Origin of the sequence: Richelia sinica FACHB-800 (assembly GCF_014698825.1) — a bacterium.
Lineage (GTDB): Bacteria > Cyanobacteriota > Cyanobacteriia > Cyanobacteriales > Nostocaceae > FACHB-800.
Genome location: NZ_JACJTT010000014.1, coordinates 84,053 through 110,013, shown reverse-complemented (window position 1 = coordinate 110,013; position 25,961 = coordinate 84,053). Strand labels below are relative to the sequence as shown.

General features: G+C 40.5%; 20 protein-coding genes. 12 read left to right on the top strand and 8 right to left on the bottom strand.

Going from position 1 to position 25,961, the window contains the following annotated elements; translation table 11 throughout:
* Positions 1 to 397 precede the first annotated feature (397 nt).
* The 3 genes from recJ (at position 398) to H6G73_RS12375 (ending at position 6,324) form a co-directional block, all read left to right on the top strand.
* Complete coding sequence (gene recJ / locus H6G73_RS12385) at positions 398 to 2,725, top strand: single-stranded-DNA-specific exonuclease RecJ (protein WP_190604779.1); 2,328 nt, start codon at positions 398 to 400, stop codon at positions 2,723 to 2,725.
* Positions 2,726 to 3,280: 555 nt separating this feature from the next.
* On the top strand, positions 3,281 to 3,643 hold the full coding sequence (locus H6G73_RS12380) for a four-helix bundle copper-binding protein (protein ID WP_190604777.1): 363 nt from the start codon (positions 3,281 to 3,283) through the stop codon (positions 3,641 to 3,643).
* A 419-nt stretch (positions 3,644 to 4,062) separates the two neighbouring features.
* Positions 4,063 to 6,324 carry an amylo-alpha-1,6-glucosidase gene (locus H6G73_RS12375; RefSeq protein ID WP_190604775.1) on the top strand — a complete coding sequence of 754 codons (2,262 nt, stop codon included), beginning with the start codon at positions 4,063 to 4,065 and terminating at the stop codon, positions 6,322 to 6,324.
* Between the two features lie 42 nt (positions 6,325 to 6,366).
* On the opposite strand, the gene H6G73_RS12370 is transcribed toward H6G73_RS12375, so the two are convergent.
* The 4 genes from H6G73_RS12370 to H6G73_RS12355 form a co-directional block, all read right to left on the bottom strand.
* Positions 6,367 to 8,100, bottom strand: coding sequence for a R3H domain-containing nucleic acid-binding protein (locus tag H6G73_RS12370; protein ID WP_190604773.1), 1,734 nt, complete (start codon positions 8,098 to 8,100; stop codon positions 6,367 to 6,369).
* Between the two features lie 45 nt (positions 8,101 to 8,145).
* Positions 8,146 to 9,321, bottom strand: coding sequence for a circadian clock protein LdpA (gene ldpA, locus H6G73_RS12365; RefSeq protein WP_190604771.1), 1,176 nt, complete (start codon positions 9,319 to 9,321; stop codon positions 8,146 to 8,148).
* 307 nt (positions 9,322 to 9,628) lie between these two features.
* A complete protein-coding gene (locus tag H6G73_RS12360; protein WP_242034183.1) occupies positions 9,629 to 10,330 on the bottom strand; it encodes a hypothetical protein in 702 nt (233 codons plus the stop codon).
* Complete coding sequence (locus H6G73_RS12355; protein ID WP_190604769.1) at positions 10,305 to 11,543, bottom strand: urease accessory protein UreH domain-containing protein; 1,239 nt, start codon at positions 11,541 to 11,543, stop codon at positions 10,305 to 10,307. The genes H6G73_RS12360 and H6G73_RS12355 overlap by 26 nt, the downstream gene beginning before the upstream one ends.
* Positions 11,544 to 11,857: 314 nt before the next feature.
* Here H6G73_RS12355 and H6G73_RS12350 point away from each other — a divergent pair, with 314 nt between their 5' ends.
* Positions 11,858 to 12,880, top strand: coding sequence for a M20/M25/M40 family metallo-hydrolase (locus H6G73_RS12350; RefSeq protein ID WP_190604767.1), 1,023 nt, complete (start codon positions 11,858 to 11,860; stop codon positions 12,878 to 12,880).
* On the opposite strand, the gene H6G73_RS12345 is transcribed toward H6G73_RS12350, so the two are convergent.
* Complete coding sequence (locus tag H6G73_RS12345; protein ID WP_390839811.1) at positions 12,828 to 13,334, bottom strand: hypothetical protein; 507 nt, start codon at positions 13,332 to 13,334, stop codon at positions 12,828 to 12,830. The two genes, H6G73_RS12350 and H6G73_RS12345, sit on opposite strands and share 53 nt — an antisense overlap.
* A 259-nt stretch (positions 13,335 to 13,593) precedes the next feature.
* Here H6G73_RS12345 and H6G73_RS12340 point away from each other — a divergent pair, with 259 nt between their 5' ends.
* The 7 genes from H6G73_RS12340 (at position 13,594) to chrA (ending at position 21,470) form a co-directional block, all read left to right on the top strand.
* Positions 13,594 to 15,246, top strand: coding sequence for an alpha/beta hydrolase (locus H6G73_RS12340; protein WP_190604765.1), 1,653 nt, complete (start codon positions 13,594 to 13,596; stop codon positions 15,244 to 15,246).
* Between the two features lie 174 nt (positions 15,247 to 15,420).
* Positions 15,421 to 16,377: a hypothetical protein gene (locus H6G73_RS12335; protein ID WP_190604763.1), complete on the top strand. Its 957-nt coding sequence runs from the start codon at positions 15,421 to 15,423 to the stop codon at positions 16,375 to 16,377.
* A gap of 390 nt (positions 16,378 to 16,767) precedes the next feature.
* Positions 16,768 to 17,424, top strand: a complete 657-nt coding sequence (locus H6G73_RS12330; protein WP_190604761.1) for a class I SAM-dependent methyltransferase family protein — start codon at positions 16,768 to 16,770, stop codon at positions 17,422 to 17,424.
* A 2-nt stretch (positions 17,425 to 17,426) separates the two neighbouring features.
* Positions 17,427 to 18,656 (top strand): glutathione S-transferase family protein, encoded by a 1,230-nt coding sequence (locus H6G73_RS12325; protein WP_190604759.1) that lies wholly within the window; start codon positions 17,427 to 17,429, stop codon positions 18,654 to 18,656.
* Positions 18,657 to 18,692: 36 nt separating this feature from the next.
* Complete coding sequence (locus H6G73_RS12320; RefSeq protein ID WP_190604757.1) at positions 18,693 to 19,133, top strand: beta-lactamase hydrolase domain-containing protein; 441 nt, start codon at positions 18,693 to 18,695, stop codon at positions 19,131 to 19,133.
* 85 nt (positions 19,134 to 19,218) lie between these two features.
* Positions 19,219 to 20,019 carry an SDR family oxidoreductase gene (locus H6G73_RS12315; protein WP_190604755.1) on the top strand — a complete coding sequence of 267 codons (801 nt, stop codon included), beginning with the start codon at positions 19,219 to 19,221 and terminating at the stop codon, positions 20,017 to 20,019.
* Positions 20,020 to 20,270: 251 nt separating this feature from the next.
* Positions 20,271 to 21,470, top strand: a complete 1,200-nt coding sequence (chrA, locus tag H6G73_RS12310) for a chromate efflux transporter (protein ID WP_190604753.1) — start codon at positions 20,271 to 20,273, stop codon at positions 21,468 to 21,470.
* A 209-nt stretch (positions 21,471 to 21,679) separates the two neighbouring features.
* Here chrA and H6G73_RS12305 read toward each other — a convergent pair whose 3' ends face one another.
* From H6G73_RS12305 to H6G73_RS12295, 3 genes are all read right to left on the bottom strand, one after another.
* Complete coding sequence (locus H6G73_RS12305) at positions 21,680 to 22,723, bottom strand: aliphatic sulfonate ABC transporter substrate-binding protein (protein ID WP_190604751.1); 1,044 nt, start codon at positions 22,721 to 22,723, stop codon at positions 21,680 to 21,682.
* Positions 22,724 to 22,983: 260 nt separating this feature from the next.
* A complete protein-coding gene (locus tag H6G73_RS12300; RefSeq protein ID WP_190604749.1) occupies positions 22,984 to 23,724 on the bottom strand; it encodes an amino acid ABC transporter ATP-binding protein in 741 nt (246 codons plus the stop codon).
* A gap of 18 nt (positions 23,725 to 23,742) precedes the next feature.
* Positions 23,743 to 24,765, bottom strand: a complete 1,023-nt coding sequence (locus H6G73_RS12295; protein WP_190604746.1) for an amino acid ABC transporter permease — start codon at positions 24,763 to 24,765, stop codon at positions 23,743 to 23,745.
* Between the two features lie 458 nt (positions 24,766 to 25,223).
* Here H6G73_RS12295 and H6G73_RS12290 point away from each other — a divergent pair, with 458 nt between their 5' ends.
* On the top strand, positions 25,224 to 25,784 hold the full coding sequence (locus tag H6G73_RS12290; RefSeq protein ID WP_190604745.1) for a hypothetical protein: 561 nt from the start codon (positions 25,224 to 25,226) through the stop codon (positions 25,782 to 25,784).
* The last annotated feature ends 177 nt before the right edge of the window (positions 25,785 to 25,961 follow it).

Here is a 25,961-nt window from a genome sequence, read left to right as displayed (position 1 = left end):
AGCTATTAGATAAACTTCGCTATTTACAATCTTGTATGTGTCAGAAAATCAGTTATGTTCATTGGTTTGAGGAGATTATGTTTTGTTGACATATTTAACCTTTTTAGAGCTAGTATAACTAGATATGTAAAGTTTTGTATTAGGATTCAACATTTCTGACCAAAACCATATTCCTTTTCCCCAAATTCCCATTGTGAAAAATGCCTGTGAATATTGTCAATATGCTACCCAATGTGAACGCAAATTTATTGATGACGACATAATTTCTCAATCTTTATCTAATTTTGCTGATATTCAAGAAGTCTTTCTTTAAATAAAAAATGAATCACCAAGTGATTGGGAAATAAGTTCGCGCAAAGACGCAAAGACGCAGAGTGAATAAAGAGAAGTTTTAATCATGCAGTGGATTTTAGCAACAACTGAAGAACCGCCCCATTGGTTTATTGAAGCGGCGCAGAAGTATGCACCTTCATCACGGGGTGTATTTGCAGCCCAGTTATTTTGGCAACGGGGAATTAAAACTGAATCACAATTAGCAGCGTTTATCAATTATCAGAGTTATCAACCTGCAAGTGGCTTTGAGTTTGGCATAGAGATGAATTTAGCTGTCCAAAGATTGCAGCAGGCAAGGTTGAATCAAGAAAAGGTGGTGATTTGGGGTGATTTTGATGCTGATGGCATTACTTCTACTGCTGTTTTATGGGATGGGTTAGGAGAGTTTTTTAGCCAACATTCTCATTTAAGTTATTACATTCCCAATCGCTTAAAGGAATCCCACGGACTCAATCAATCTGGTATAGATAATTTAGCTCAACAGGGGTGTAAGTTAATCGTTACTTGTGATACTGGTAGTACAAATATTGAAGAAATTATCTATGCTCAAACTGTAGGAATTGATGTGATTGTCACTGACCATCACACTTTACCTCCAGAACGTCCACCAGTAATTGCTATTATTAACCCCCGCTATTTATCTAGTGACCATCCTTTATTTCATCTCTCTGGGGTGGCGGTTGCTTATAAGTTGGTAGAAGCACTTTATCAAACTTTCCCGGATATTCCTCTACATCCCTTATCAGATTTATGGGATTTAGTGGCGGTGGGATTAATTGCCGATTTGGTACAGTTAAGTGGTGATTGTCGCTATTTAGCCCAATTAGGTATTCAACAACTGCAAGCAGATTATAAACAGCCCCCGGAACAGAGAAGAAGACCAGGAGTAGGGCGTTTATTGGAATTGTGCCAGAAAAGTGGCGATCGCCCCACAGATATTTCTTTTGGTCTTGGCCCCCGCATCAATGCTGTGAGTCGTATCCAAGGAGATGCGAGATTTTGTGTGGAATTATTGACGAGTCGGGATATTCAACGCTGCAACCAGTTAGCAGAGGAAACAGAACTAGCTAACTCCCGTCGCAAATCCTTACAAAAAGATGTGCAAACCCAGGTCAGTCAAAAAGTCTCCCAATTAGATTTATCAACCACGACGGTTATCGTGTTAGAAGACCCGCAATGGCCTGTAGGGGTGCTGGGGTTGGTTGCGGGACAAGTGGCACAAGAAACTGGTCGTCCCACTATTTTATTGAGTACGGAAGGGATGGAATCTTTAGAAGATGGTACTCTGTTCGCACGGGGTTCAGCCCGTTCAATTAATTCTGTAGACTTATATCAATTAGTGAAGGAACAGGCCCATTTATTGCATCGTTTTGGTGGTCATCCCTATGCAGCTGGGTTAAGTTTACGGGCTGAAAATATTCCTTTATTTACCGCAGCAATTAACCAGAAATTAAGACAGTCTTTAGGAGGAACAACTCTCACACCGACAGTTCAAGCTGATTTGGTGGTGACAGTGGCAGATTTAGGTAAGGACTTATTTTTAGAACTGAAATTATTGGAACCCTGCGGTATGGGCAACCCTGTGCCGAAGTTGTTAATTAAAAACTGTTGGTTTGAAAATGCTTGGCATCGCAATCAACAGGATTTACAAGGTAAGAAAATTCAATATATTAAAACAGAGTTTGATATTCGCGATGATGGGAGTAAAAGTCCTTTTCCAGGGATTTGGTGGGGACACTATAAAGATGAGTTACCTATAGGTAAATGTGATTGTATCGCTGAATTAGATTACAACAGTTATAAAAAACGTTATGAAATTAGATTAATTGCTGTCCGTTCCAGTTTAGATTCACAATTAGGAACTTCTCGTTCAACAGAAATTTTAGATTGGCGTAATCAAGATTATGCAGAACTGAAAACCCAGCCATCTATCTTAATTGTCGAGGATTGTCCTACTAGTTGGGATGATTTACGTCCTTGGTTGAGGCGATCGCTTTATCATCATCAACAACTAGCGATCGCTTGGTCTTCTCCTCAAAACCCACCTCCACAGGAGATTTGGCTTAATCTCGTGGGTATTGCCAAATATCTCCACCGTACCCAACAACCAGTTACCCGTCTCCAACTTTTAGAAAAGTTAGGTATCAGCGACCCCACCCTACATTCAGGATTTAAAGCCCTGAAATATTTAGGTTTCACCGTCCAACGTCAAGACCGTTACCTGCAAATCTCCTGGAACCAGACTCAGAAACCAGAAAAACCACCAGAAGTAGCTATTAACTACTTTTTAGCCGCCGTTCGCGAAGAACAATTTCAACGCGAGTATTTTGCCACCGTGCCATTGTCTGTGATTCAAACCATGATTGCTTTTGAAAGTGTGAATTTTAGATAAATAGGGCTTGCTGAATAAACATGAAAAGATTACAAGTAAAGGCTTTGAGCCGTTTTCAGGTAAAAAAAGTGCAAGCTTTTACGAGGTGGAAACTTAAAAACCTTGCATTTAATTCCTATTCCAAGGAAAAATCGTTCCCATCTAACTCTTGAAACTGTCACCTGTCACCTGTCACCTGTTCCCTGTTCCCTGTTCCCTCTCACCTGCTACATAACTTAATTAAACAGCTTTGTTTACTTTTATTAAAGGATAAATAAATTAATAATTATCCAAAAACTCCTACTTTTGTCAGATTTTGTTTTTCTTTTGTTAGTATAGCAATAAATCCCTCATTGACAATGGGATTTTTGTAATCCTGATTTAGCAATATTTTTGGCAAAAACCAAGGAATAACTTGTTATTTATTGACAGTAAGCCCGGTAATTATATCGGAATAATAGGGTTATAAAATAGAGAATAAAAACACTATTGACTCTTTAAAAAGTTGGAATTAATGTTGTAATTAGTCCAGCTTCAGGACTTAATACTCGCATCAGAAAATCAGGAGATTTTCCTATGATGATGATGATGACTGAATCCATGACCAGCGAAATGCAAATGTGTATGGATGTTTGCATGGAATGTCACAAGATGTGTATGGCAACCATGACTTACTGCATGGGTAAAGGTGGTAAGTACATGGATATGAGCATGATGAGCATGATGCGTGATTGCTCAGAAATGTGCATGATGTGTATGAATATGATGATGGGTGGTTCCGAGTTTATGGGACGCACTTGTATGTTGTGTGCAGAAATGTGCGATCGCTGTGCCATGGCTTGTGAAATGATGAGCGATGATACCAAGATGATGGAATGTGCTGCTGCTTGTCGTAAATGTGCAGAATCTTGCCGTTCTATGCAAATGATGCCCGCTTAATTTTCAATTCCCTCGCAGAAGTTGATCTGCAACCTATTGGTCAAACGCTCAGGCTTTTATAGTCTGGGCGTTTGCTGTTTTTGATGATGCCCAAAGTGAAATACTTCGGAATTTGAGTATTTTCTACTTCTTGCCTCTCTCAATGTTCAACACCCCATAAATTAGCGAAAAATCAAAAATTTTCAGCCTTGACTTCAAATTGAGAAGATATAAATTTATAAGGATTTACTATTGTTAACTCAATGCCGACTCGTTGACCATAACGATGTCAGGATGAAATTAACTAGAATGGCTCATAGTAATTTTTGATGAGTAATTTGGTCGGATGATTCATCATCTACGACCTTGTTTTTTCAAGCTTTTGTAATTAATTGACCTAGATACTTGCAAATCTATACCTGTATAGGGAAATTTGGCTAATGACACCGGATACATTGATGACTGCCGACAAAATTATCGTTGATGGCAAAACTTTTATTCCCGCAGAACAATTGCCAATCCCAGAATGGCCTTCTGTTGCCAGTGAAAGACCACAGCCAACCCTGACAGTGAAAGATGACGATTTATTTTTAGTGACAGATACCATGGGGAATATTTCTGGTTGTTCCCTGAATGATGGTAATCCTAGTCTGGGGCTATTCTGCTGCGATACAAGGTTTTTGAGTCGGTTAGAATTACAAATCGATGGGCGATCACCTGTTCTCCTCAGTAGCACTGCTGACAAAGGTTTTGCCCTATCAGTTTTGTGTACCAATCCCAAAATTGATGAACGACTTAAAGCTGACACCATCGGTGTTCGTCGGGAAATTGTTCTCAATGGTGCAATTTTTGAAGAAATACAGGTATCTAATTACAGCACCACCAACATTAGTTTTGAACTCAGTCTCAGCTTTGATGCTGATTTTGTGGATTTATTTGAAGTACGGGGTTACGACCGAGAAAAACGAGGTAAATTACTGCGCTTAGTTGAGCCGACCCATGATGAAGGTGTAGCTGGCTTAGTTAGTCCTCATCGCGAAGAATCCCTGACATTGGCTTATCAAGGCTTAGATGGTTTGGTGATGGAATCTCGTATTCAATTTCAGCATCATCAACCAGACTATTTCAAGGGCTACACAGCTATTTGGCGGCTAGAGTTGGCTTCCCATGAAACTCAAAAGTTAGGTTATCGGGTTAATTTACTCACCAATAACCAACCCAGTTCTACAGTCAGTGCTGCCATTACCTTAGGACAAGCCAAAGCCTCAGAGTTAATGGAAGAACAAAACTGGGTACAACAAATCACAGGAATTAGAGCCGATAAAGGAATTTTCAATCGAGTGATTGAAAGGGCAGAACAAGATATGTATTTGTTACGCCAATCCTGTGGCAAATATAAAACAGTTTCCGCTGGTGTACCTTGGTTTTCTACTTTGTTTGGTCGGGATTCCATTATCACAGCCACCCAAACCCTGATGTTAAATTCCCAAATTGCCAAGGAAACTCTCTTACTCCTGGCAGAATATCAGGGAAAAATAGATGATGAATGGCGAGAAGAGGAACCGGGCAAGATTCTCCATGAATTACGCTTAGGAGAAATGGCACGGTGTCAAGAAATTCCTCACACACCCTATTACGGAACTGTTGATGCCACTCCTTTGTGGTTGATGCTGTACGCTGAATACTACGCTTGGACTCATAACCAAGAAATTTTAGAGCAACTGTGGCCTAACGCTTTAGCAGCGATGGACTGGATTGACCGCAATATGCACCAGACAGGCTATCTCAGCTACTACCGCAAGTCCAAACGTGGTTTAATCAACCAAGGTTGGAAAGATTCTGGCGACTGTATTGTGAATCATAAAGGTGAATTGGCTAGCGGTGCGATCGCATTATGTGAAGTGCAAGCATATGTTTATGCCGCTAAAAACCGTTTAGCAGATATCGCCAAGATGAAAAAACGTCTGGACTTAGCAGAGAAATGGCAAGAAGAAGCCAAAAGTCTCAAAGCTAGATTTAACCAAGATTTTTGGACAGAAGACCAAGATTTTTGTGCTTTAGCTTTAGATGGAGAGGGTAAGCAAGTAGATAGTATTACATCTAATCCTGGTCATTGTTTGCACTTGGGCATTTTAACTCCAGAAAGAGCATACAGTGTCGCCGAACGGTTACGCGCCCCGGATATGTTTAATGGCTGGGGAATTCGCACCTTGAGTAGCTTGTCACCTGCCTATAATCCTATGGGTTATCACACAGGTTCAGTGTGGCCCCATGATAATGCCATGATTGCCATGGGATTGCGATCGCTTGGTTTAATTGATCAGGCTCTAGAATTGTTCCAAGGTCTATTTAATATGACCAGTCAACAGGCTTATCAACGTCCACCAGAGCTATTTTGCGGTTACGAATTAAATGGGGACAACACCCCCGTCCATTATCCAGTGGCTTGTACACCCCAAGCTTGGGCAACAGGTAGTATTTTTCAACTTCTGCAAATGATGGTCAATTTAGTCCCAGATGCACAAAATAACTGTTTACGCATCATTGACCCAGCCTTGCCAGAATCCATTAATCGTTTATCGTTACACAACTTACGTGTAGGCGGAACCGTTCTAGACTTAGAATTCGAGCGGTCTGGTAAAACTACAGCTTGTCGTGTTGCCAATAAACGGGGCAATTTGCGAGTTGTGATTGAAGCATAATCAATAGAGACGTTCCACCGGAACGTCTCTACATTCAGGAGATTAGGCAGGATAAATCCTTAAGCGGCGGTTGGGTTCTTCCCCGAAGCTATGGGATTTGAGCCGATAATGTTCTACCAACTCATGTTGCATTTTCCGTACTTGAGCAGAACGAGGTAATAATTCTACTGGCTGACCTTTGGGAATGACAATTTGCTCAACTGCGAGCCTGGCTTCCTCTAGAGCATCCATCTCGTCATCACTACCATTGTGTAAGAACAGTTGCAATTCCTTATCGTCAGCGAATTCTGGATCATCAATATTCAGTAAACGCCGTAACCCACGAGTAATCTGGGGAATTGTGCTGGACTTAATCATGTGAATGGGAATATGACGAGCCTTGGCCATTTGCCGTAATTTGGCGTGGTTTTTCACATGCGATCGCAATGCCAAAATAGCATCAGCATTATCTATATCTTTGGTTAAAACCACAGGCAAAGTTAACACGCTCACCACTTGTTCTAGTTGATGGCGACTAACTCCGTAGGGATACACATGCAGTGGCAAATCTTCCCCATTGGGGCCAGCTGGCTGAATTTCAGCCAAATCAAAGCTGTCGGAGTAGTTGAAAGATTCATCTAACAACCTATCAAATTCACTTCGACTAGAGAGCCGTTCACGCTCAACCCCCAAGGGAGGCAAGGCTAACATTTGTCCTGAAGCTCGCCAACCAACAGGTTTGGCAGGTGAGAGAGATTCTTCTCCACTGCTAAAGTGTCCATTGCGACCATTAACGACAGCTAACTGCCTGGTAACTGCCACCTTGCCACTTTCATCTACAGTCCTGGTCTGGGGATTGGGTTGACGACCCCGCAACAAGGTATCCACTGTATCTGCAACACTTTCATGGACTACCCAGCGTTGCCTTTCTAACATTTCCACAGCAATTTCAAAAGTCGGCGGGGCTTTGCGTTCCAAAACGGTTTTTTGTGAACCGCGTCTTCTCGCTTCGTCATCTCCTAGTGTTACGGCTTGAATACCACCAACCAAATCAGACAAGGTAGGATTTTTAATCAGGTTTTCGATTTGGTTACCGTGGGCAGTACCTACTAGCTGTACACCTCTTTCGGCAATTGTACGGGCAGCTAAGGCTTCTAATTCTGTCCCGATTTCGTCAATGACAATGACTTCAGGCATATGGTTTTCCACTGCCTCAATCATGACTTGATGTTGTAATTCTGGTTGAGCTACTTGCATTCTTCTAGCACGACCAATTGCCGGGTGAGCAATATCACCATCTCCAGCGATTTCGTTGGAGGTGTCAATAATTACTACTCTCTTGTGCAATTCATCTGCTAAAACACGGGCTATTTCCCGTAAAGCGGTAGTCTTTCCCACCCCTGGACGACCCAGCATGAGAATGGATTTGCCAGTTTCTACCAAATCGCGAATCATGCCAATGGTGCCAAAGACTGCCCGACCAACACGGCAAGTTAAACCGATAATTTTGCCTGTGCGGTTGCGGATGGCGCTGATGCGATGCAAAGTTTGCTCAATTCCTGCCCGATTATCTCCGCCAAAGGTTCCGACTCGCTGAATGCAATCATCTATCTGTGCTTGAGTAACTGGTTGTTCGCTCAAATACTCGGCTGCATGGGGAAACCGAGCCTCTGGACGACGGCCCAAGTCCAAGACAACTTCAACTAAACTATCCCGTCGGGGGTGATTCTCTAGTTCTTGTCGTAGGTCTTGGGGCAAAATTTCCAGTAACTTTTGGAGATCGTCTGTAATCGTCATGCTTATATGGTGACGTTGTGAGAGATAACGAATGAGCGATTAGTGTTACCGCTGTGACTTGATCTGGGAAACGAGAGAATGAGCAAGCCCTACGGCTTGCCAGAGTAATTGGGGATTATCTTCAAGACAAATGCTTGTCTGCACACCAGTAGAAATCACCTCCTTTGGCTCTAATTGTTCCAAAATTGGAGATAGCAATACACGGGCATAGCTACCGTAGGCAACCCCGGAAATTTGAGATGGGGAATTGGGAATTGGGGATTTTGAATTGTCGTCATCTAATTCCCAATCTACCGTTGGCAATCCCAAATCTTTGAGCAGTCCCATAGTTTTTAATTTTTTTATGGTGTAGCTGTTGGTGCCACCTGCTAACTGCACATATCCGGGAAGGTTTGCCGCTAAAACTTTTTGTCCGAGTTTTATGGCTGCGATGGTGGTGCCATCTCCAATATCACCGCTCATGGAGCGACCGTCTGTTTGCCAAATAATCATTTGGACGTGGGGGGCAATAATTTCGTAAATTGCCTGGAGGTAATCAATTAGTCCTTCACCATCGGGACAACTGACAGCAACTAGTTTTAATTGCTTTGTCCAAGGTGTGATGCCTTCGGTGGGAGTAACCAATGCTTGCCACAGTCGCTTAAATTCTGCTAGCCGTCCTACTTGAGTATGAATTTCAATTGCATCTACTCCCGTTGACATGATCAATGGCGCGATCGCTCCCGGCGTTGACACATATGATGATGTATAAATTATATCATAAGGGCAGATAGGAACGCAACGGCCACAGCCATAACACTTTTGGGAAACTACACCTGAATAGTCATTTTTTATACTATTAAATACAATTGCTTGGGCCGGACAAATTTTTTCACAAGGTCTATGGCAATCTGGAGGACATAAAGTAGAATTAAACTCTGCTTTTCTAAAATGGGGGTCTTCTCCATCGTTGAGGCTGACCATTAACAAGGGTAAATCACCTTGAAAGTTAAAGCCTCGCTCCTGAGCTTCCCTCGCTAATTTTTTTGCCGCTAGTAAAGCTGATTGTGCAGATGCAATGACAGCTGGATCAGCCGCTACATCAATACAGTCAGCACCAGCCAAAGTATAGGCTAATGTTAAACTTCTGACTGCGGGTAAATCTTGGAAACTGGCTCCGCAAATTAATTTGAACCAGTGTCCTTGTTTTAGTGATTGTAAAGGGGCTAACAGATTAGTCACATTTCTATTATGCTTTTATTGCCATTAAAATTGCAGCCCGTCATCAACAAAATCTCTGGATTTTTTCGATTTTATTTGTCTGTCTGTGGGTAGTTGACCGGTGAAGGTATTTTTTAATTCACATTTACTCACCCTGGTTTTCCGCTTTTATGCTCTAAAAAAGTGATTCATTGCTTACTTCGTTGTTAAAAACCTACACTTATAGCTATAGACAACGCAGCTAGGGCATTAACTAAAACTGAGGCACTAAGAGCTTTTAACACTGTTCCCTGTTCCCTGTTCTCTGTCACCTGTTCCCTGTTCCCTGTCACCTGTTCCCTGTTCCCTGTTCTCTGTCACCTGTTCTCTGTTCCCTGTCACCTGTTCCCTGTTCCCTTTGCGCTGTTACTTTCCGAATCACAAAAACCAAGACACCAAGGGAAAAGAAGATGATAGCCACAATGAGTGTCGGTTGAGCTAAGTTAATGTTTTCAGCCTGACTTTGCCCTTGCTCCCGTATCTGTAATACAGGTTGAGCCTTACCTGCGGCAACGGTGACTGAAAAGTTTAATGCAAATGGTCGAAACCCATTTCCTGTAACTGGTTTACCCTTGAGTTGTAGTTGATAAGCCCCCGGTTTGGGAAAGACTATTTCCGCCCCTGGAATATCTTGATAACGCTCTGCTTGCACTGGTTTGAGAGCAGGTTCCAATAGTGCTGGTTCTCCAGGGGAGTAGGGTTCAGCATAAATTGCTAACTGACAATTACACTCCGCTAAGGGTAGTACCTTACCACCTTTGCGAGTCAGAGCAAACCAAGCTTGAGCAGGTTCCCCAGCGCGGGGATTATCATTAGGTTCTATGTGTAGAGTACCACCCACATCTCCATCGATTTTGACTGTATGGGCTGAAGCTGGAGAAGTAGAAATTAAAGATATAACTAAAAATAATATTGACAAAATAGAGTTTTTGTGTATATTTTTTAGCCCAAGAGAAATATTTGTTTTACCGCGACTTGTTGGGAGGGACATATAGATTTTCCTTGTTTAACTTTAACCAGAAATAGGGCGATCGCACCAAAAACACAGCTACAGTGGTGATGACCAACGCCGCAACTGCTAATTTGTTCCCCCAATTCAATCTCAATGCACCTAAATAGTGAGAACCAATTAATATAGTATGAATAACAGTCAACAATAACGCTGGTAAGCTTAACAAGTGAATTTTTCGCCAGCTTTGACCTAAATACTTTTGCCAAAAATCAAAACTCGTTATGGCTGCCGGTGCCATGAATACCAAACCTACAGCACCAGCACCCATAGCCCCTTGAAATTCCACAGGTAAAAACCAAACAGCCTCTAGTTTCCATTCTAGGGAATGTTCCAGCATGTGAATTGTGTGTACCACAGCTAAAATAAACGCACCTACACCCAAAGCACGACGATAACGTAGAGGTGCAGGCCACAAACCACTCAAGGGACGAGCTATCAACGCCATAATCAGGCAAAATAAAGCTGCATGTCCGGTGTAATCTACCATGGTGTCGCCAGTTCGCAACAATGTGAGTACACCAATGAGCAAAGTTACCCAACCTCCCAGACGAAACAATTGGCTACGTCGGTCTTGACTCATTAATGCAGTGGAAACACCAACACCTAACATCGTGGGTAAAGTTCCCACCCCAAAAGCTAACATTGTAGCTGCACCATACCACCAATTACCCGTAGCAGCAGCTTTAATTTGGGCAGCATAAAGAAAGCCACAGGGCATTAGTCCCCAAGTCATGCCTAAAAGTGCTGGTGTCCACCATTTGTTGTCAAAGGAAAGCTTGACCATACCAGCACTTAGACGATTATGTAAGCTTTTTTGCAAGAGAGGATGGAGTAGGGGAATTTTTGGAAATAAATCTGGCATCACTTGTCCGATACCAAACCAAATCAGCATCACACCAGTAATAATGGCAATCCCACGGCGAAAATCACTGCCAATACCTGTTAATTGTCCCCCTTCTATGAGTACGGAACCCACCGTACCAATACCCGCACCCACCAAAGCGTAACTCAACATTCGACCTAAATTGAGCAGGGTATGAAATTTTAATTGGTGTTGCCAATTAGAGGTAGGCTGTGTAGATGTTTTTGGTTGAGATAGAGAAAATGCTACTGTCAGGGGGCCACACATGCCAAAGCAGTGACCAAAACTCCCTAAAAATCCCAAAATGCTAATCAGTAGCAAATCCAACATATATAAATTACCTATTGAAGAAGTGCAGAAGGTCAGGAGTATGGCTGCGCCACGCTGCGCGAACAGGAGTTCAGGAGTATGCCTACGGCACGCTGCGCGAACAGAAGTTCAGAAGAAGATTAGTCAACTTCCTTGCCTCTTTTACCTTTTTCTCCCTTGATTTTCCCACTCTGTGCCTATTACTCATTGACCAGTTCCTAATCCCCATTAGGCAGACTTAAATTGTAAAAGTTGAATGTGTCTCCCTGTCAACAGACCAGTCGTCAAAAGAGGTCTTGCGCTATCGTTAATCAGGAATGCAAGAACTTATCATCATGAAGAAGTGGCTATGGCTGCCGTTGGTTATCCTGGGGGCAGTAATTGTGATGGGTATTAATGGTATCTTTCAGTCACCAGAAAAATTACCAGTTAGTGAAACAATTCAACAACAGCCTTTAGTATCACCTACAAACCAGCCAAAAACAGAAAAACCCAGTGACGACCTGTTGGCATCTAGGGAAAAACTTGTTGCTCACGTTCAGAACTTGAATTTTCAAAGATATACAGCTAAAGAGCGATCGCTTACTCGTACTTATATCACAACCCAATTGCGAAAATTTGGTTGGCGACCCCAGTTAGAAAAATATTCTACAGGTGTCAATATTTTTGCCCAACGACCAGGAACAGACAAAACGGCTGGAGCAATTTTAGTTGCTGCCCATTATGATACTGTTGCTGGCTCTCCTGGTGCTGATGATAATGCCACTGGTGTGGCTGTGGTCTTAGAGGTCGCACGGCTATTTAACTCTCTCCCTACAGCCAGAACTTTACAACTGGCGTTTTTTGACCAAGAGGAAGCTGGCCTGTTAGGTAGTCAGGCTTTTGTACAACAAAATCAACACCTCATTCATCTCCAAGGTGCAATCATTATGGATATGGTCGGCTATGCTTGCTACCAACCAGGCTGCCAAAAATATCCTCCCACCATACCTGTCAGCCCACCCAGCAATCAAGGGGACTTTTTAGCAGTTGTTGGTGATGTGGAACATTTGCCCTTACTTGCTGCTTTTCAGCAAACTAATTCCTACCTTCCCCCAGTTCTCACCCTACCAGTCCCATTCAAAGGTTTATTAACACCAGATACCCTGCGTAGTGACCATGCACCATTTTGGTATCAAGGAGTAGGTGCAGTCCTAGCTACAGATACAGCTAATTTACGTACTCCTCATTACCATCAACCAACTGATGTGCCAAAAACCATCGTGCCGGATTTTTTCCAAGGTTCGGCCCAAATTATCATCAATACTACTGAGACTTTGTTGAAGACAACTGATTCGTTGTTGGCTCCTGCACCGTAAGTGTCCAATTTTGGGGTTGCTTTAACTCACCATACCCACCTTTAAAAATGTTCTTCATGGCCATCCGGGTGAGAATGTAATAGCGGATAAGATAGGTTCCTGGTTTAGCGACAACATCATCATAGCTTTGACTATAGCCAAAAGGACGGTAACAAAATTCACCCACATCTTTCACAGATAAGACAAAAAATGGAGATTCCTTATAACGCTCAGGCAGCATAAAGATACCATATACATGATGTTGCCCTAACCACGGCTTGATTATCACTTGGCTAGCTTGAACCTGATATTTAGGTTTTTTTGATTTCAGCACTGCTAAGGAACTGCAATTAGAGCCATTGTCTATGGGCCACCATAGAACAATTAACAAGCATGAAAGTAGCAAAATTAATATATAAATCACTGGACGACGCATAAATAAACGCAAGGCTTTTACTGTGAATATAGTTGACAAGTAAGCAATATTAAAACTATTATACGACGCAAAAAAATCAACCTATTAATAGAGGCAATAGCTATTAATAGAAAAGTCTGATTTATCAAATACAAATATCATGGTAAATCTTCGCAAAATAAAAGAAATTTCTTATTTATAAGATGCAAACTTCATAGTGAATATCCGCAAGAAAATTTCATAAATTAAATGATGATGACATTTTATCCATATAATTACTGAGGAGTGATACAATTATTTCGGTACAGGGTGGTAAGAAATGTTGATAGGAAAAAACTGGAGAAATCAACAGATATTTGCAGGAATTTTGGGTTTAATGACCTTAGCCCAATTCTTCGGTTTTAACAATGCTGTTGAGGCTGCGGAATCATTTGTGGTTCGGTTTGGGCCTTTTGCTGAATCTGCCTCTCTCACAGAACTGAAAAAAGCGGCAGAAACAGGAGAATTACCAGACAGTTTGAGTCTTTATACCAAAAGATTAACTGAACAACAACGCCGCTTACTGATAGCAGGGTTAAGAGCGAAAATTCCTTTGAATGTTGTTACGTTGAATAGATTGCTGAATACCCAAATTGGTAGCCAAATTCTACAAGATATTTCTACTGCTCTAGTCAGAAAAGATCAGGCAGGAGTTCAGGCTATTCGTGCGGGATTAGTATTAGGTGCTAGCTCCCCTCAAGGTCTGTCTGTACTCAGTTTTATTGCCGCTTATCCTAGCCAACGCTTAGAAATCGATTTACAAAGAGCTATATCCGTAGCTCAAAGCTTAAATATGGGTTTTTGGCGGACTCAACAGTTTATGCTCGCCATTACTCCCCGACTAGACCCTAGAAAGCCAGGTATATCTGTTCCTTTTGACCCTACTCAAACAGGCCCAGCTAAAGTTGAACTACAGACACTCAACTTCAATGACCAACAACGTCAACGCCAGATTCCAGTGGATATTTACTGGTCACAAGCGATCGCACAAGATAAACCTCTGATTGTGTTTTCCCACGGTTTAGGGTCTGTTCGTACTGATTTGCGCTATCTGGCTGAACATCTAGCATCCTATGGTTATGTAGTAGCTGCTTTAGAACATCCTGGTAGTAATGAAAGCAATACTAATTTAGCTGCCCAAGGTAAAAATAGGCTACTCAAACCACAAGAATTTTTAGAACGTCCACGGGATGTCAGTTTTCTCTTAGATGAATTAGCAAAGCTCAACCAAACTCCTAACAATCCCTTACAAGGTAAATTAGCCACCGATAAAGTCATGGTTGTCGGTTATTCCTTTGGTGGTGGTACAGCTTTAGCTTTAGCTGGGGGAGAATTTGAATTAGCAGGTCTCAAACAACGCTGTGAAAATAACTTAGCTCAACTCAGCTTAGGTGAGGGTATTCAATGTTTAGCTAAGGAATTACCAGAAAACAATTATCAATTGCGAGATAACAGAATTAAACAAGCGATCGCTTTAAATCCTGTTAGTTCCCTCATTTTTGGTCAAACTGGTTTAACAAAGGTACAAGTCCCGACTTTAATCTTGACTAGTTCCGCAGATAAAACTACCCCAGCTTTAACAGAACAAATTCTCGGATTTACTAAAATTCCTGGGAAAAAATGGCTAGCAGGAATAGTCGGTGGCACTCATTTGAGTGTCAAAGACCCCAAAGCCACAGCAAATCAGCAGGGTAGACCTAATACCCCTTTCACTGGTGGAGAAGTAGTCGGAGACAAAGCCGCAGATATCCGTCAGTTTGTCAAAGCCATTACTTTAGCTATGGCAGCACAGTTAACAACTGATGCTGATAAATATGCAGTATTTCTGACACCAGATTACGCGCAAATTGCCTCTACACCAGTTTTTCCCTTCCGTCTGGTCACAGAAATTCCCATTGATGTGATGGCCTTGGTAAAAGGTTTGGCTGAGTAGTTATACCAATTTGAAAAAAGAATGTGAAACATGGATAGGAGTCCTCCTATCCATGAGCAACATCTTGATTAAACCTATATTTTGTTTCCAAATCTGTAACTTAATCCTGAGTTTGAGTATTTATTGGCTAACTTGAGACTGCAAGATTTACTAATATGTCTCAATCAATATTCTATGCTGCAATACTTTTCCCCCCAAGCCTTAATAAAATCAACTATTGTTGGATGTGTGCTTCTTTCTAGTGTGCTAATTCCCCCACCATCTACCGTTGGTAATCCGCAAATGATGCAAATGAACCAGCAAAACACCAATTCTCTGGGAAAACCTGCCGAAGAAATTCCACCACCAGAAATGATCACAGCAGCGATTCGCCTGGCGAAAGAGTGGGGCTATCCTGGACAACCCACATTAACTAATATTTCATCTGCCAAGACAACTTGGGCAAGCGGTTGTGAAAATATTTCTTTCCCTTATCCTTGCGATCCGATTATTAACCAAGGCTGGAAAATTACCATTCCCCACCAACGCCAACGCTGGGTATTTCAAGGTGAAACAGCCGATGATTTACAATTGATTGCACGTACTAATCCTGTGATTGAACGCGGTTTACCGATTCCGGTGGTTAACGAAATCAAGAGTATTGCCAGCAAACACTTGCAAATCTTACCATCAGTTGTTTTGATTACTAAAATCGAGCCTCAAACCTTTACTGATAGCTGTTTAGGATTAGGAAATTTAGCAGAATCCTGCGCTCAACAAAGAATTCGGGGCTATCGGGTAACGGTGGCGGGAAAGTCGCAAGCAAGGCAAATATACCGCATTAGCAATGATAAAGTTTATCTTCGCACCGAAGCGATCGCTGGGCTTCCCAACCGCACTGATGAGCTACCAACAGCGATCGCTCGCACAGTATTCAACACTGCCCAATCAGATTTGAAAAAACCCATTGCCAATCTCAGCATTTCCCAAGTTGAACCAAGATTCTATTGTTTCCGCAGTCCCACAGCTGCACCCAATGAACCTTGCATACCAACGCAGAACCTTGACGGTTGGAATGTCACAGTGACAAATTTTCAGAAATCACTTACTTACACAGTTAATCTTAGTGGAAATATTCTGAGCAAGCTATAGATATAGCAAAGTGCTGAGTGCTGAGTATAAATCAATATAACTCTTTTAGTAATTAACACTGCCCTAATTTAAGTGAATACGAATATATAACATTAGCTGATGATGATTAAATTACAGGTGTACAAGCTTGCGGCTATTAATGCCTGTATTCATCGCTTTGTACATGTTTTATTTCTTATTACTACATGTGTATTAATCAATTCAATTTGATTCATAGTTTTTTCCTGCCGTCTATTTTTGTATTCTTAAAGACTTGATTTCTGACAAAATTCTGTGCTAGTCTGCCTTCATAGAAAATACTAATCATCGATAGGTTTACTGTACTTTATATTCAGAGTGGTCAGCGCACTTTGTTTTAATCCAAGTTTTTAATCAACGGAAATATCTGTTATGCCCAAAGATTGGTTTGAATGGCACGACCTCTACAATACTGATGCGAAATTACAACAACGACTAGAAATAGTGCGTGAGTATATTGCTTATAGCCTAGATGCTTCTCCAGCCGGAACGATTCAGGTTGTCAGTGTGTGTGCAGGTGATGGACGAGATTTATTAGGTACTTTAGCTAATCATCCTCGTGCTCAAGATGTATATGCCAGATTAGTAGAACTCAATCCCCAGTTAGTTGAACGCGGACGTGCAACTATAGAATCATTAGGTTTAAGCAAACAAATTGAGTTTATCAATGGTGACGCTACTAGCGCCGCTAATTATATAGGTGCAGTCCCCGCAGATATTGTGATTGTCTGTGGTGTGCTTGGCAATCTAGCTGATGAAAACGAACTCAATCGCTTACTAGGAAATCTCAGTTTTCTCAGTAAAAAAGGTGCGTTTGTGCTTTGGACTCGCGGTCATTCTCAAGGTATTGCTTACTCAGAAACAGTGCGTAAATACTTCCGTGAGTTTGGATTTGAAGAAATTAATTTTCAACTCACAGCTACAGGAGATATGGGTGTAGGAATTCATCGTTATTTAGGTGAAACCCTATCTGTACCCAAAGAGCAGCAATTATTTGTGTTTTCTGGTGTTCCAAACAAGGCGAGGTAAAAATGTCACTGTTAACTCCTCTATCCAGCACAATATTTAGTTGGGAAGAACTGCTAGAAACTGCTCGTCAACATACACCAGCGCGTCGGGTAAAAAGACCAGGACAAGCTCCCTCTACTGCTCCCATTCCCAGTAGTTTACATACACTACCACCAGATACAAAACCACCAGTCTTGTTATATCGTGATAGTAATTCCTGGTGTCCCTTTTGTGAACGGGTTTGGTTTGCTCTGGAAGAAAAAGCTATCCCTTTTGAAACTGAATTTATTGATTTAAGTAATAAGCCGAAGTGGTACACCGACCTTGTACCAACTACCCTTGTCCCTGCTGCCAAAATTGAGGGGCAGTTAGTGTATGAGTCTAAAGATATTCTCTTAGCTTTAGAAGAAAGATTTGGCGAAACTTTATTACCTGAAAATTCAGCAGAAAAAGCAGTAGCTAAACAATGGATTGAGGATGCAGAAACCAATGGTTTTCGAGACATAGCCTACAAGTTTTTGCGTCAACCACCAGAGGATGAGCAGGAATTAACTAACCTCCAAGTAGAATTTACAGCTAAATTAGACGAAATTGAGCAAAATTTGGGTAAATATCCTGGCCCCTACTTTTTATCAACATTCAGTTTAGTTGATATTATGTATAGCCCCCATTTGGATCGATTGGCAGCTAATTTACCTGTATATCGTGGCTATCACATCAAAGGTAATCCTCGTTTTCCTCATATTAATGCTTGGTTTGATGCACTCAATCAGCGTCCGGCTTATCATCGGGTGAAGTCGGACAATATTACAAATAATTTACTGTTAAGGCGTAGGTTTGGCATACAACCTATCGGTCATCCTTTACCTTTAAATTCTGCTGACAGTGAAGCTATTTACAACCGTGCAGAAGCAGCAGAAAGATTAAGTGATAATCGAGAAGCGGCTATTGGCGATATTTTGAAAAATTCTGGTGTACAAGGATTAGCTGTAGAAGGTGATATTTCCACTGTGCAAGCTGCTGTTGATTTTCATCTCAGGCTATTAGCTAATTATCTTCTGTATGGTGATGGTAGAGCCTTACTGGGTGGACTAACTGGTGGTAAAGATAGCATCGATACCAATTTTGCTGCGGTAGGAGCTATTACCCTGGCTTATATCAGAAATCGTATTTGTGCACCACGTGATATGAGCGCTGGTGCTGCAACTGCCTTGAGAACAGCGGCAGATCAAGTTTTGGCGGCTATTTATTAGTTTTGCTCACGCACAATCACACAGAGGAAAGAAAGAATGAGCGAGTTCAAAAAGATTAGTGATGATTTGAGTGTAGCGGGACAAATTTCTGATGAGCAAATACCAGAATTAGCTGCTGCGGGATTTAAATCTGTTCTGAATTTGCGTTCTCCAGAGGAGCAAGGTTTTTTGCAGAATGAAAAAGAACAAGCAGAAGCTGCGGGTCTGGAATATGCAAATGTACCGTTAAATCCTCAGATACCCAATCAACATTTAACTGCTGAGGCAATTCAAGCGATTAAAGCTTTACATAAACCGGTTTTTATTCATTGCGCGGCTGGAGCTAGAGCCGGAGGAATTGCTTTAATCTCCAATGCTATTGATGACGGTTTGACTTATGAGCAAATAGTCAAAAAAGCCACTGAATTGGGTATCAATTTAGAGCAACCACATTTGCGGCAATTTTTGTTAGATAAGTTTGCAATTAAGCAAGATTAAAAGTTGGAAACTTTGCGTCTTTGCTCCTTTCTCTAATTGGCGTGAAATCTATCTTCAATCCATTACCAAAATTCTCAAAGTTTCTATGAGTTTAGAACTAAATCTTGTCGGTAAAACAGCGATTGTGACTGGTGGCAGTGCGGGAATTGGATTAGCTACAGCCAAAGCATTGTATAGCGAAGGAGTGAATGTAGCGATCGCTGCCCGCAACCCTGAAAGGCTAGAGCAAGCAGTTTTCGATATTCAGTCTCTACCTACCACCGGGGCTAAGGTAATCGAGATTAGTGCCGATTTAACCAAAGCTGAAGATGTGGAAAAAGTTGTATCTACAACGCTAGAACAATTCAGCAAAGTAGATATCTTGATTAATAATGCTGGTTCAGCCCGTGCGGGATCATTTTTAGAATTAAGTGATGAAGCCTTTTTAGATGCTTGGAATTTAAAATTATTGGGTTACATTCGTTTAGTCAAAACTGTTATACCCTATTTCAAAAATCAGAAAGATGGACGAATTGTAAATATTATCGGTGGTGCTGGACGGACACCTCGACCTAACTTTTTACCAGGAGGAACAACTAATGCGGCTCTACTCAACTTCACACGGGGTATTTCTAAGGAATTAGCCCTAGATAATATTCGCATTAATGCTATTTCCCCAGGTTTAACCGATACAGAAAGAGCAAAAACTTTAGCAGTCCAAAATGCTCAAAGTTTGGGAATCAGTGTAGAGGAATATCAAGCCCAAGCAGTAAAATCTATTCCCTTGGGAAAAATTGTCCATCCTGAAGAAATTGCCTCATTGGCTCTGTTTTTAGTTTCTGATTTAGCTGCTTCTATCACCGGTGCAGAAATTCAGGTTGATGGTGGTTCTACTCCTGGAGTGTAGTAGCAGATAATAAGTTTACTTGTTTACATTTTATATAGCAATGGACAGAGCAGTTAGGACATTAACTAACACTAAAATTTTGATAGCAAAAGGCTTTTAGCACTGTCACCTGTCACCTGTTAACTGTCACCTGCTATATCTACAAATCTAGAGAAAATCTCATTGTAGAATATGTCTTTTAGGGCAAAATAAGGGTGGAAACACCCTATTTTTTTTTCTGATTAAGAGATTCACTAAATTAGGCATACAGTATGTTATTTAGTCGATTGGGTGAATTAGCAGCACTCTTTTTTAAACTGGGTCTGATTGGCTTTGGTGGCCCCATTGCCCATATTGCCATGATTGAAGATGAAGTTGTGAAGCGTCGTCGCTGGCTGACATCAGACCATTTTCTAGATTTATTAGGTGCCACGAATTTAATTCCTGGACCCAATTCCACAGAAATGGCAATTCATATCGGATATATTTATGCAGGATGGCTAGGCTTAATTGTGGCTGGCGTTTCCTTTATTTTACCTGCAGTTTTAATTACGAGTATATTTGCATGGATTTATGTTGATTATGGCACTTTACCGCAAATTTCTCCTGTACTTTATGGGATTAAACCTGCGGTTTTGGCTATTATTTTCAATGCACTTTGGGGATTATCTAAAAAGGCAGTAAAAAATCGTAAATTATTAATTATTGCTATAGCTGTTGGGTTGGTAGTATTGGTTTTGCACGTCAATGAAGTATTGGCATTATTATTGGGTGGATTCATAGGAATGATTTGGCTATACCCCAGAAATCAAAACAAAACACCAGGAAACCAAACCAACTTATTAATTGCTTTATTAACAACTAGCACCAGTTGGCCAACAACATCTGCAATTGGCACAGTGGAAGTTAGCACCTCTATTCCTTTATGGGAATTAGGTTGGTTTTTTCTCAAAATTGGTAGCGTTTTGTTTGGTGGTGGTTATGTGCTTATAGCCTTTTTACAAACAGGATTAGTTCAAGAATATGGTTGGTTGACACAACAACAGTTGTTAGATGCGATCGCTATTGGTCAGTTTACCCCAGGCCCAGTATTGTCTACTGCTACCTTCATTGGCTATATTCTAGCTGGTATCCCCGGTGCCATAGTCGCAACTGTGGGTATTTTTCTTCCCTCTTTTGTATTTGTTGCGGCTTTAAATCCTCTCGTTCCCCGGTTACGCAGTTCTGCTTGGACAAAGTGTTTTTTAGATGCTGTCAATGCCAGTGCAGTAGCATTAATGGTTGTAGCCACCTTACAACTAGCAGTAGCTACCTTAACGATAGCAAAGTCACCATATCTGGATATTTTCGGCATAGCGATCGCACTTATCTCCACAGTATTGATTACTCGCTACCGTGTCAACGCAGCTTGGTTAGTTCTAGGTAGTGGTTTAATTGGGTTTGCTGGAATGACATTAGGTTTAGTTAAATAGACTCTAGTGAAATTAAATATGTGCTTTCCATTACCTTGATAGTTAAATATAAAACCTCTACATTCTTGTGGAGAAATATCTAATATAATCAAATCAATATTATTCTTAAAAATTTCGTGAGGTGGGCATTTATCCTGCCCATTTATACCTCAATAGGAGGGAATTTGCTGTATATTTACCAGCGCGGCTGATAGATATTAACAGCAAAATTACTTCAGCCTTTTAGGTGTAATAGCATCAGCTAGTTGCGGTGGTAGAGTCGCATCTTTAACTCTAATTTTGCGGGGTATAACCTTTTCCTCAAAATAAAAATCTGCAACACGTTGTTGTTCAGCAATAATAGCCGATGTGAGTCTTCTTAACCGATATGTCCGCCGACGTGCCACTGTTTCTAAAATAGATTGATCTATTTTTAATTCAGGTGCAAAAGCCTTTGCAACTTCTTTGGGATTCTTATCAGCCCATTCTCCAATCTTGTCTGCTTCTTCTAAGAAAATTCTGACCAATTCAGGATTTTTGGTGACAAAATCACGCCTACCTAAATAAAATCCGCCCAGAGTGTTGATTCCTGATGCGTTTCTCAAATTACGAATCGGAATCGTTTTCTCCACAAGAGCTAAAAATGGATCACCACCTACCCACACTTCTACTTTGTCCTGAACAAAAGCGTCACGGGCTTCTGAAGGTGTTAGCCCCACGACTTTCACATCCGAAATTTTCAAACCTACTTCTTTTAAAGCTTTTGCTAGTAAATAATGGGCATTGGAACCGCGCTGAAAAGCAACTTTTTTTCCTTTGATATCTGCTAATTTTTTAATGGGAGAATTAGCTCGAACTATAATACCTTGTCCAAGTCCTCTACTAGGAACACGTCCAGCTATGTAAATTACTTCAGTAATACCAGCTGCTTGAGAAAAAATTGGTGGTGTTTCTCCCACAGTACCAATATCAACTCGACCTGCATTCATCGCTTCTATTAGTTGTGGACCGGCTGGAAATGGCCCAACCCAATTGACTTTTACACCTAATGCCTGCAAACGAGGCTCAACCACTCTTTTAACTTTAACAATATCACCAGAAGTTTGATAAGCCAAGTTAATTACTTTAGAACTAAATCCTGGTTTCGTTTGCGCTTGGGTCGCTTGCAAATTAATACTTGCTAAAGGCGCAGATAAAGCAAATAGTCCTAGAAGTGAGTATTGAGTCAGGCGTTTTAAAAATGTCCGACGCTGTGGTAAAAATGGAATTTTCATGGCTAAAAAATGGGGAATTCAATAAAACTAACGCTGTACAATGGTGTCCAGCTTGAAGGGCGGGTATTGTGAAATATGCCTATAAAGTTTCGTTATTCTTTTTGAAACCGCTACTTGCTTTATAGCAAAACTACGTTAAATCGATCAATTTACCGTAGTATAAAAATATAAGTAATTTTATATTATTGTTATGTTTTGGACATAGTTAATAAAAATGTCTAGGCTGATGGTCAATACTTGCCCATAAAAAGGCAGATTTTTTAGATAATTTGTGATAAAAATTTGCGGGTTCTTTCTTCTTGAGGATTAGTAAAAAAGGTTTCAGGACTGCCTGATTCTACTAGAGAACCACTATCCATGAGAATAACTCGATCTGCAACTTCACGGGCAAATCCTACTTCATGGGTGACGACTACCATTGTCATCCCTTCACTGGCAAGATTTCGCATCACATCTAATACTTCCCTCACCATTTCGGGGTCTAAAGCGGAGGTAGGTTCATCAAATAGCATAATTTTTGGTTGCATAGCTAAAGCACGGGCTATAGCAACTCGTTGTTGTTGACCACCAGATAATTGTCCTGGATATTTTTGCGCTTGTTCTAAAATACCTACTCTTTCTAACAATTGCATTGCCAATGCTTCAGCTTTTGACTTTGACCAGCGACGCACCCACAGAGGTGCTAAGGTGATATTTTGTAGTACGGTTAAATGGGGAAATAAGTTGAATTGTTGAAAAACCATCCCTACTTCTTGGCGAATGGTTTCAATATTTCGCAAGTTATTACTGATGGTAATACCATCAATAGTGATTTTGCCTTGTTGATATTCTTCTAGTCCATTAAAAGTACGAATAAAGGTAGATTTTCCAGAGCCAGAAGGACCCATTAACACTACAACTTCGCCACGATTAACGGTTAAACTTGCTCCTTTCAAAACATGAAATTTACCATACCATTTATGAACATCTTCAGCAATTATAATGGGTGTTGTTTCTACCATACTTTTAAATATTAATGACTAATGATTATTACTTAATTGTCTTTCTAATTTTCTGGCAGCTAAGGACATGGAATAGCAAAATAACCAATAAATAAAACCTATAAAAATATAGACTTCTGCATAACGACCAAGAAATCTTGGTTGTGCCAAAATAGAACGGGCAATACCTGTCAGTTCAACTAGTCCTACTAAGGATAACAGAGAAGTATCTTTAAATAAGCCGATAAATTGACCGACGATGGCAGGAATTACAGCCCGTAAAGCTTGAGGTAAGATAATTAATATGACTATTAATGGTGGATTTAATCCTAAGGCTTTTGCTGCTTCAATTTGTTCTCTGGGTATTGATTGCAGTCCTCCGCGCACGTTTTCTGCCATGTAAGCAGCACTGAATAAGACTAGTCCCGCGATTCCTCGTAGCAATCTATCTAAACGTAAGTCGCTGGGTAAAAATAAAGGTAACATAACTTGAGCTAGGAATAAGATTCCAATCAGTGGAACTCCTCGAATGATTTCAATATAAAGAATAGAAAACCAACGTACTACTGGTAAATTGCTAGTTCTCCCTAAAGCTAATAAAACGCCCATGGGAAAGGATAGTACAATACTTACTGCTGCCATCAGTAAGGTGAGTAATAAGCCGTTCCAGAGGTTAGTTGATACAGATTCTAAACCTAATCCACCACCAATTAACCACCAAATAATGGGGAAGGATAATAACCAAAGGGGAGATAGCCAAGGTGTGATGCTTTGGGATATTTTTTTAGAAATAAATAAGCCTGTAAATCCTGCCCAAGTGATAATGCTAAGAGTAACAACTATGAATAAAATTATCCAAATTCGCCAATATAAAGTTTGGGGGTATCTACCAACTAAAAATAAATGAATGTTAGCTTGAATGACTTGCCATTGTGCTTGGGTAAATGCCCAAGTTAATATTCCTTTAGTTATCCAAAATATCAATATTAAAGATAAAACAGTTAATAAGCTGTTGTACCAAGTATTAAATAGGTTTTTATGCAACCAGGATATTTTAGTCATTGGTCATTAGCGATTAGACTTCATTAAGGATGTGGTGTGATGCTGACCGAAGTTGAAATTTGAGGGAGGACTGGTAATTTTTGTCCCAGGTTTACACAAACAGATTGGCAAAATAGATAGAGATTGACCCGCTAAGGGAAAATTTGTAAGTTTGGTGAGCAATTACGCCATGCTCACATTGAGTAAAATATCTTAATTTTTTTTTAATTCTTGATCAATAGCTTGAATGGGAATAATTTTTCAAATTTGATAAATTTCTCCATGAAAATACAGGATTTTTCATGAACAGCCTAGATGATACCAGCAACTACACACTACCAACTAAAAAGCTAGAAAAAGCTATTAAACTTGTGAATGGGGTAATTTTTGCTTGTAATAAATTATCATAAATAAGAGCACATGAAAAACTTTTCATTATTGACTCGGTTGTTTTTTTGTAATAAACTTCTGAAAAAATCATGAATAACCGCAAACAGATTGGTTCTACTTTAACATTAACTGCATTTTTATCGCTAGCTGGTGGACTGACATTGATTAATAGTACCACTGCTTTAGCTAATAAAATTAACCCTCAGGTTATTACTGTTAAAGCTAATAAAATTCAGCCCGTACCCATTCCTAAAGATCAATTACCATCTCCTTTAGATGCTGGTGTTGTATTTAGAGAGATTTCTAGCGGTGGTTTTGCCGGAGCCGTTTATGAAACTGTATTATTAAATGATGGTCTTTTGAATCGGGTTCGCATTGGTGATGCTAATGATTCAGAACGTAGTGTTCGCCGTGTGCCTGTAGAACAAGTAAAACAATTTAAAAAATTGCTGAATAAGAAGAATTTTGAGAAATACAACAACTTAAGTTATCCAGCGCCTAGTGGTGCGGCTGATTTTATTACCTACACCCTCAGCAGTCAATCAGCAACAACTCAATACAACGATATTTCTCAAGGGGGCTTACCCAATCAATTAAGTGCAGTGGTGAAGGCTTGGAATGAGTTAAAAAATAGCGCCAGACCCCTGTAAACTTGTTTCATATCTTTGCTTGCGGTGGGGATTTTCCGCCGCAATTTTTTTAATATATTTGAATAAACTGTTTATGTTGGTTCTATTTCAATAATCAATTATCGCTGGTACAAATTTTTATTCACCTGGTTTAAACCAGCTTGTTGCTCGATTTTCTAGAAAATTATGATTATCATC